Raw genomic sequence first — 7,083 nt, 5'->3', positions numbered from 1 at the left:
CTTGCGGTCGGGCTTGGCCGTCTTTAGTAGGAATCCCCTTCCTTTGAGGGCGGGGAGGAAGTCAAAGTTTAGACTCAGCTTCAAGTGAGCGCGTTTAACTACTTGGGAATCGAGAGTATGTCAAATCACCAATCAGACAACGCATCAAATAAGTCAGTCAAAAAAGCGGTATTGGTCTTATTTCATAACGATTTGCGCATAGAGGACAATGAAACGTTAGTCAAAGCGGCGACATTGGCTAAAAGTAATCAAGGCAACCTGATGCTCATCTATGCTGATTTTTTGGCTGATTGCATTCAATCGAGAGAGAGCCGTCAAGCTTACCACTTTAATGAGATGGGCGCTGCTCGTCAGCAGTTCTTGTCTGAGAGTTTGGCAGATTTGGATCGATCGCTTCAGCGCCTTGGTAATCGATTACTGTATCTGTCGCCAAGCTATTTATCAAAGAGTCATTTGTCGCCAGATAAGGTAGAGTCTGCCTTAAACACCTTTACTAAGTTATGCCAGCTCATTGAGCAGCAACAAGTCACCGATATCTGTGTCAGCCACACGGTAGATTATAATCAAAATAAAGGCTATGCTGCCTTGCAGAGCAAATATCCGCAGATAATATGGCACAGGCAATCAACCCATATGCTATTTGCTGATTTACCGACACAAGACCTGCCCAAAAGCTTTACCCAGTTTCGCAAAAAGGTTGAAGCAAGCCATGATTTATTGAATGCTGACGACGAGGTGGCTGTTTTTCCTACGCCAAAGTCGCTACCGCCAATGCCTGATGCGTTGATGGGTCATAGTAAATACCTTTTTAAAACACAAGCATCTAATGAGCAAGCGCTTAGCTTTAAAGGTGGTGAAACAAATGCAATGATTCATTTAACTCACTATTTTGATTCTGCTGCGCCGCGCACTTATAAAACCACACGTAATGCATTGGATGACTGGACGCATTCTACTAAATTCTCGCCTTGGCTGGCAAAAGGTTGCTTGTCTGTGAAAATACTGTTGAATCGCTTACGTCATTATGAGCGTGAGATTATCGCCAATGAGTCAACGTATTGGATATGGTTTGAGCTGCTGTGGCGCGAGTATTTTTATTGGTATGCGATTGAACATGGTAGCAATCTATTTTTGTTTAAGGGCATTGGTCATCAATTACCAGCTACTCATTTTGACGATCAGCGTTTGCAGCAATGGCAGAATGGCAGCATGCCATATCCTATCGTCAATGCCTGCATGAATCAGCTAAAGCAAACAGGGTATATGTCCAATCGAGGCAGACAAATCGTTGCTAGCTGCTTTATTCATGAGCTGGGTTTAGACTGGCGTTACGGTGCAACCTATTTTGAGCAGCATCTTATCGATTATGATGTCGCGAGTAATTGGGGGAATTGGCAATATCTAGCGGGCGTAGGCGCTGATCCAAGAGGATGTCGGCAATTTAATCTTAGCAAGCAAACCCAACAATACGACCCCAATGCTGAGTTCATTGATAAATGGCAAGGCCGTCATGTAAGTTAAAGCGGTTTATAGATTTTAGACCATAAATGCTGAATAGCACGTTTTAAACCGCTTAATAGTCTTATCAGCGGTTATTTTTTATGCTAATAGCAAACCGTTATAATGAGTTATAAAATTATCACTATTGTATAACTTATAACATTCATTTAAAATGAATCTTTAAGTTGAACTCTATTCACATGCTTCTAAGAAGACTGCCATGCAATCGATCAACTTACCCAGCAAGCCGCCCAGCTCTCCGCATCCTATTCTGAATTTGAGCTTTCGAATATTTTTTAGTGCTGCCGCGCTATTTGCCGTGATAACGATGCTGCTATGGTCTTTTGTATTTACCGGTCATACAGATATTGACGCACAAGCACTGAATCCGTTGTACTGGCACGGTCATGAGATGGTCTATGGTTATGCCTTGGCGGTCATTGCAGGATTTCTCCTCACGGCAGTGAAGACGTGGACAGGGGTAATGATGCCGCATGGTTATAAGCTGCTGGCTATATTTGGCTGTTGGCTGTTGGCACGTTTGAGCTGGGCAGGTTTTGGGCTTGGTATGACGGTTGAGGGTAGCAGTATATCGTTGTTATATGTCGCCGCAGTATTTGACTTATTGTTTATCGCTTCGATGGCATTTGTGATATGTCGAGCGGTATTACAGGTCAAGCAGTATAAGCAAATGGGCATCTTAGCGAAACTGGCATTATTGACCATTGGCAATGGAATCTGCTACTGGGGTATTATCAATGCCGATATGAGTATGACTAAAATAGGTATTTATCTAGGGTTTTATTTAATTATCGGTTTGGTGCTGACCATTGGTCGCCGCGTGGTGCCATTCTTTATTGAACGTGGTCTGAGTGTTGGAACGACGGAAGTCATCAAGTTGCGCAATAGTAAAGTACAGGATATTGCGAGTTTATTGTTTTTCTTAGCCTTTTTTATCAGTGACTTGTTTTATCCTAATCAGTATCTGCTGACTATTACGGCGCTTGGCGTAGCAGTGGTTAATATCGTCCGTTTGGTAGGCTGGTATCATCGCGGTATCTGGCAAAAGCCATTGCTTTGGTCATTATATGTTGCATTTTTGGGCATGTGTTTGAGTTTTCTGCTGTATGCGCTGCAACCATGGTTGGGCTATACTCATAGTATTGCGATGCATGGGCTCGCCATTGCAGGCGTTGGTATGATGACCGTGGCGATGATGACGCGAGTATCGCTTGGCCATACGGGACGCAGCATTCATCAGCCGCCCAAGACGGTGAATATTATGTATGGTCTGATGGTATTGGCATTTGTCAGTCGCGTGCTGTTGCCGCTTGCTGATATGAGTCACTATCTGTTATGGATCATGATTGCCCAAGGGGCGTGGATTGCTTGCTTCGTGCTATTTTGCATCAGTTATTTGCCGATGCTGGCACGTCCTAGACCTGACGGTCTGTTTGGTTAGAGCCTGTAGAGCAGTTATAATGTTATCGCCAAAAGAATAGGGGATTTATCAAAATTTATCGCTTTAGGATTGATATTTTTAAGTAGATTATTTTGCAAATGTTATAAGGTTTTGAGACCTTTGTTTTCCAGACACTGTTTGTTTAAAATACCGTTTATCCGAAATACCGTTTGTCTGAGACACTGACTTTTCAAGACCCTCATTTTCAAACTTATAGAGTTACATTGCTAAAATTTAGGCTGATACATACTTGAGAGATTTATATAAAATAGGAGCGCAAATAAATGCGATTGACCAATTATAGCGATTATGCACTGCGCTCATTGATTTACTTGGCGGTGAAACCAGAGCCGCCATTACTCGCAAATATCAGTGATATTGCTGACAGTTATGGCATTTCTAAAAGTCATTTGACCAAGATTATTCATCAGTTGGGTCAGCTTGGTTATATAGAAAGTGTGCGTGGTAAAAATGGTGGTATACGTTTGGCTCGTGCGCCAAAAGACATCAATTTGGGTATATTAATTAAACAAATAGAGCCGGACTTTGATTTGGTCGAATGCTTTGCGACACCCGCTAATGATAAGAGTAGTGATGGTCGACAGACTGGTTTGCCTATTACGCTTATTGATGAAACGACAAATAACGCTAGAGGCTGTGTCATTAGCCCAGCATGCCAACTAAAAAGTGTTTTTTTTGAAGCATTAACGGCATTTATTAACGTCCTTGAGCGCTATACCTTGGCAGATATTATCAATAACCAAGATGAGCTAGCGTCTTTATTGTTTCGTTAGTGATTTTTGATGTTGATGGCGTCATTGCAAAAAAGGGAGCGACCATCTTGGTCACTCCCTTTGTTATGATTCTAATGTGAGGTTATACGGTCAATTAAGCTTTTTCTAATTTTGGACGGGCTTTATCAATGGCTTTTAATAGCGCCACTTCAAACTCACCGTCATTAAATGTCACCAAATAGGAATGTGCGGCGCAGAAATTACGCACATCGCGCCATTCATGTGCCAAAGTGCTTGCCCAATCGCAATATTGCTTGCCTGCATCGGGCTCATTTTTTAGCGCTTTTTTGGTCGTTGGATGTAGTATCAGTTCAGCTAATATCGCCTCTAATAACTTCATCGGTGGACTCATAAAGGTGTCATCGACGTGCAAGCTTTGACTGGCAGGATGATAGGCTAATAGTGAGCCTGCATGAATCATCTCATTGGGTGAGATATAGTGGATGCCTTGTGACATTGAGAACTTAAGCTCAGGGTAACGCTTGGCGACCGCATCGCTTTCAACCAAGTCATCGGCCCATTTTACTTCAGGTATTTTTTTATGGTGGCGGCTACTGCCATAAAAGGTCGCCTGCGGGAAGTCTTTTGCCATTTGTGCACAGTGCACCGTATGGAATGGGTGGACGTTCAGTACTGCTTCGACATCTTGACCATTATTGGTTAATGCCATCACCTCATCGCGTACGTCACCAGTCAATGAATAGCTATCCAAAAATATAAACTTTCCTGAGTTTAACTGTATAAGTGAGCACTGAGTGCCAATGTTTAGAACACCGCCAATGCGAAAAGATCCGCGTATATTCCAAAATCCTGCCCCTAAATCATGAATTTTATCGGTCATTGAAATTATTCCTTAGTGTTTTTATTCGAGTTTCTTGATGTCTTAGTAATTTTAATAATGAATATTTCTTATCAATAGATGACAACTTATTATAAATGACCTCTTATTATGGTGAGTCATGTACCTAAAGTCTGTTATAAAAAAGATGTTGATTGTTAGGTTCAGTGTATAACGTTAAAGTCGGATATAAGCCTATATTAACCGAGGGTCATTGTCATTCATAGCTTATAATTTATAGATTATTATTTAATGAATCTGTATAATACCTCTCGCTATTTAATTTATATTTGAAGGTTGAGTCATGAGATTTTTTGGAAAAATGAGCGCATCAGCGGTTATGGCAACGATGTTATTAGCAGGTTGCTCAAGCCTAAACAATGATAACAGCGTCACTAAAATGGACACTATCCAAGCTGCTCAAACAGCACCAGTCCCACAAGTGGGTTTTCGTTTCAGCACTACTGAGAATTTTGATCTTGCCAATCAAAACAAACTTTCTTGGCGTGTGTTTTATGACAAACCCTCTACAGGTGTAGATGCTACTTGGTTTGACGCCGTAAAACATGGTGATCTAGCCACGGTCAAATACATGGTTAACAATGGTCAAGGCTTAGAAGTTAAAGATACAGGTAGCCTTAACCAAACGGCGTTAGGCTGGGCTGCCTTTATCGGCTATGAAGATATGGTCGATTACTTAGTCAGTAAAGGCGCTGATATCTATGCTAAAGATGACGGTGATGTGTATAACGTCATGAAATCTGCTGTACTGGGAAAAAATACCAATATTGTCAAAAAAGTACATACGTTATTGAATGAAAGATCGCCTGTGGACTTAAATGATCAGACAGTAGAAAGTGATGGTGAAACCTTGATTATGGTTGCAGCTAGTAATAATCGCCTTGAAACTGTCAACTATTTATTGGCGCAAGGTGCTAATCCAAATCTAGTGGCAACGACCAAAGACAAAAAAATGGGCTCGTATAATCAAGGTGCCTATTCATATGCGTGTTCGCGAGATTTGGTTGATATGCAAAAGCTATTAGCCGCCAATGGTGCTGTGAATCATCGCACTGGCAAAGCGAGCTGTGAATAATTGCGTTAATGACTTTACAAAAAAGGCTGCCATTTCGGTAGCCTTTTTTTATGCTAAGCGCTCCTAAGTCAGACGTTGACCAGCGGATCGTTTATAAGTGCTTTTCTCATGAGTGCCTTGTTTACGAGCAGTTTTTATAGTCGTAAGCGGATATACGAGGATTGTTGCCATAGTTGTCGTTACGACATAAAAACTGATCGAAGCGGGTATCGCCATTAATATAGCGATGCATCCAAGCAATACCTGGTTTGCTCAGCAATATCTCATTAAAGCGATAGCTTGGACAAAAGTGGCTGCCATTTTTTATCTCAATCTTCATTTTTGCGCCAGCAGCATTATTATAAAATGGACTGCTGTACTTTTTATTAGAGGCAATGCGGTCATTTTGACAGGTAATAAATAAAGCAGGCGTGTCCATGTTGCCGTAGTCTTTATCATTATAGGGCGTTTGCGGAATAATGGCCCGAACGTCACTGCGCTTGGTCGCTAACTGCAGCGCGCCACCACCGCCCATTGACCAGCCGATAGCGCCTAAACGTGTGCTATCTATTTGCGCACCCACCGTACTATCGCTAAGAATATGATCGAGTGCGGCGCTTAATTGGGTGGCACGGCTATCGGGGTCATCATAAATAGAGTTGGTATCGATAGTAATCACCACAAATCCCCAAGATGCCAGACGTGGCCCCCACCATTTAATAGAGGCTTCGTAGGACACATAACCGGGTACTACCGCGATTCCGCCTAACAGACCACAGCTGCCTGCGTTGGTTGGATAATAAATGGTGCCGCCGCCGAAGCCATTGGCTAGTTGCCGAGGAACAGATTTAGTTGCCACCGTAAAAGGACCATTATCGCGCGTAGCTGACAGCTCAGCCGCTGTAATGACACTGTCAGGAATACAGTTTGACGGCACGGCTGGTATTGATACAGGCGATGTTATTGCAACCGCTGACGCTATCGGGGTTGATACTATTTTGGATGATTGCTCTTGAATTGTGAGCTTATTAGTTGCGGCTACTTCGTCTAACGTAACTGCCGACGCACTTATAGAAAAAACCAGTGCACCTATAGCGGAAATCCATTGCGAATAAAAAGGGTGTTTGGGCATGATAGAGAGTCTGTTATAGGTGAGTTGGATTTTGTCGCAGGTTATATTTTGTGGGTATAAGTTTTTGTGAATCGCATTTATATATAATAGATCAAAATAATAGTAGACAGTAATCTGCTTGCTGTCAAAAATATACGTCACCTACCCAGTATATAAAGCAGCAGTTTTTAGTGTTCAACAGACCCTAAGTATAAATAAAGCAATACCGATAACACACCGAAACCAGAGTCTGGTATTTTGTGTGCTAAAATCATACATGACACCTATCCCTAGCATCAGCCA

At 42.1% G+C, this 7,083-nt stretch carries 6 protein-coding genes; 4 read left to right on the top strand and 2 right to left on the bottom strand.

All coding sequences use genetic code 11. The annotated features are described in order from the left end of the window. Nucleotides 1-117: 117 nt before the first annotated feature. The 3 genes from INT03_RS06240 to INT03_RS06230 all read left to right on the top strand — a co-directional run bounded on the left by INT03_RS06240 (nt 118) and on the right by INT03_RS06230 (nt 3,756). Nucleotides 118-1,521 (top strand): DASH family cryptochrome, encoded by a 1,404-nt coding sequence (locus INT03_RS06240; protein WP_193008222.1) that lies wholly within the window; start codon nt 118-120, stop codon nt 1,519-1,521. 199 nt (nt 1,522-1,720) lie between these two features. Further along, nucleotides 1,721-2,962, top strand: a complete 1,242-nt coding sequence (locus tag INT03_RS06235) for an NnrS family protein (RefSeq protein WP_193008220.1) — start codon at nt 1,721-1,723, stop codon at nt 2,960-2,962. A 284-nt stretch (nt 2,963-3,246) separates the two neighbouring features. Further along, nucleotides 3,247-3,756, top strand: coding sequence for an Rrf2 family transcriptional regulator (locus INT03_RS06230; protein WP_193008218.1), 510 nt, complete (start codon nt 3,247-3,249; stop codon nt 3,754-3,756). 94 nt (nt 3,757-3,850) lie between these two features. Here INT03_RS06230 and INT03_RS06225 read toward each other — a convergent pair whose 3' ends face one another. Further along, nucleotides 3,851-4,597 (bottom strand): hypothetical protein, encoded by a 747-nt coding sequence (locus tag INT03_RS06225; RefSeq protein WP_193008216.1) that lies wholly within the window; start codon nt 4,595-4,597, stop codon nt 3,851-3,853. Nucleotides 4,598-4,898: 301 nt separating this feature from the next. Here INT03_RS06225 and INT03_RS06220 point away from each other — a divergent pair, with 301 nt between their 5' ends. Next, the gene (locus INT03_RS06220) at nt 4,899-5,690 is read left to right on the top strand and encodes an ankyrin repeat domain-containing protein (protein ID WP_226950170.1); all 792 of its coding nucleotides are present in this window, start codon (nt 4,899-4,901) and stop codon (nt 5,688-5,690) included. 121 nt (nt 5,691-5,811) lie between these two features. Here INT03_RS06220 and INT03_RS06215 read toward each other — a convergent pair whose 3' ends face one another. Further along, nucleotides 5,812-6,801: a dienelactone hydrolase family protein gene (locus INT03_RS06215; protein WP_193008214.1), complete on the bottom strand. Its 990-nt coding sequence runs from the start codon at nt 6,799-6,801 to the stop codon at nt 5,812-5,814. Nucleotides 6,802-7,083 lie beyond the last annotated feature (282 nt).

Origin of the sequence: Psychrobacter sp. PG1, assembly GCF_014897815.1 — a bacterium.
GTDB lineage: Bacteria > Pseudomonadota > Gammaproteobacteria > Pseudomonadales > Moraxellaceae > Psychrobacter.
Note: the sequence above shows the minus strand (reverse complement) of the source record. Positions and strands in the feature narration are given on the sequence as shown.